General features: G+C 33.8%; 3 protein-coding genes. 1 reads left to right on the forward strand and 2 read right to left on the reverse strand.

What is annotated here, in order from left to right; all coding sequences use genetic code 11:
• Positions 1-101: 101 nt before the first annotated feature.
• Positions 102-866: a class I SAM-dependent methyltransferase gene (locus A0765_RS09680; RefSeq protein WP_062006365.1), complete on the reverse strand. Its 765-nt coding sequence runs from the start codon at positions 864-866 to the stop codon at positions 102-104.
• Between the two features lie 235 nt (positions 867-1,101).
• On the opposite strand from A0765_RS09680, the gene A0765_RS10080 reads away from it, so the two are divergent.
• Complete coding sequence (locus A0765_RS10080) at positions 1,102-1,254, forward strand: site-specific integrase (RefSeq protein ID WP_257000846.1); 153 nt, start codon at positions 1,102-1,104, stop codon at positions 1,252-1,254.
• An 83-nt stretch (positions 1,255-1,337) separates the two neighbouring features.
• Here A0765_RS10080 and A0765_RS09685 read toward each other — a convergent pair.
• Positions 1,338-1,557: class II fructose-bisphosphate aldolase (locus A0765_RS09685; protein ID WP_179856162.1), on the reverse strand; the 220-nt coding region annotated here is incomplete at its 5' end.

Genomic DNA, 1,557 nt, shown 5'->3' on the forward strand with positions numbered 1-1,557 from the left:
TCTAATTTTATTTAATTGTTTTTCTTCGACAAAATGGGATTTAGATTTTAACCCTTACGGAAAATGAAACGGGCTATTCTCCTAAAGTATGCTCTATAACATTATAGTTTAATGCAAAGTGTAGCGATATAGTCATTTCCATAACGTGATAATCTATTTCTTTTATCACATGATTCATAAAAATCTATCATAGCGAGACCATTTTTTAGTTGTCCTCTAATCTGACTTTCTAAGGTATGGCTAAATTCATATCCATATTCTGGATTGATGGTGATTTTGCCTTCCTCTTCAAGCTCTCTTGAATTAAAAGGGATTGAAAACTTTAACAGTAATTCCTCATCGGGTTTGTCCCATACAATGTCAGCATCATACATGTATATCCAAGGATTCATAAATCCGACCATTAACAATCCACCCTTTTTCAATACTCGAGAAGCTTCTTTATACATGTTTTCTAAATCCTCTATATATACATTTGAAACTGGATTAAAAATAATATCAAAAGTTTCATTTTCAAATGGAAACGGTTTTGTCATATCGCCTTGAACGGTATTGATTTTTAAGCCTTCTCTTTTAGCAACCAACTCATCTCTTTGTAATTGTGATTTAGAAAAATCCATTATGGTGACATCATAACCTTTTGCAGCGAAAACGGGACCCTGCTGTCCACCACCACAAGCTAACCCTAATATCTTTTTTCCCTTGGCTTTTTCAAACCATTCTTTCGGAACTTTTTTCCCAACAGTTAAGGCAACAGAAATTGGATGTTTTCTAACTTCTTCTAATTCTTCATGTGTCAATGGCTCAGTATAGTCATTTTTTACATTATTCCATCTATCTTCATTGAATTTTATATAATCGTTCATCTTATAATCTCCTCGTAATTCTATACTGTTTAGATTTAGGTTAGATGAGTTGCCATCACTTGATTTCATTTTATTATACCATATGTTCAATTACTATGTTTTATGTCATCTTTAAAATATTTGAAGTTTTTGTACTAGCTATTCCTGTCATTCTAATTCAAATGTTAAACGTCGTCGCTCAAACTCTCGTACTAATGATGATTCTATTTCAACTCACATTTTTCGTTACACACCTATCAGTTTTTTAGCTGAGCAAGGAATTCCACTCGAAGCAATTCAAGATCGTGTTGGACATACACGAGGAAGTCGTGTTACAGATATCTATTTGCACGTTACGCAAAAAACAAAAGATCTCATTATTCCTGTATTAGATTCGTTAACTAAATAAGTGTGGCTAATTTGTGACAAAACAAAGAAAAAAGGTTTATCCAAATTGGATAAACCCTGTTATATTAAGCTTTTACAAGCTGCTTATGCTTTACCTTCTGAACCGAATACGTCAATACGTTCTTCAACAGATGCTTGGATAGCTTTTACACCGTCAGCCAAGAATTTACGTGGGTCGAAGAGTTTCTTCTTGTCGTATTCTGCTTCGTTTGCTTCGTAATCGCGAGCAAATTTACGAGTTGCGTTAGCGAATGCGATTTGGCATTCAGTGTTAACGTTAACTTTGGCAACACCAAGTTTGATC

Origin of the sequence: Streptococcus cristatus (genome assembly GCF_001588905.1) — a bacterium.
In the GTDB taxonomy this organism is placed as follows: domain Bacteria; phylum Bacillota; class Bacilli; order Lactobacillales; family Streptococcaceae; genus Streptococcus; species Streptococcus cristatus_N.

What these genes read in the sequence shown, in the direction of transcription:
- A0765_RS09680 (WP_062006365.1), bottom strand. Translation starts at nt 866, where the DNA reads ATGAACGATTATATAAAATTCAATGAAGATAGATGGAATAATGTAAAA.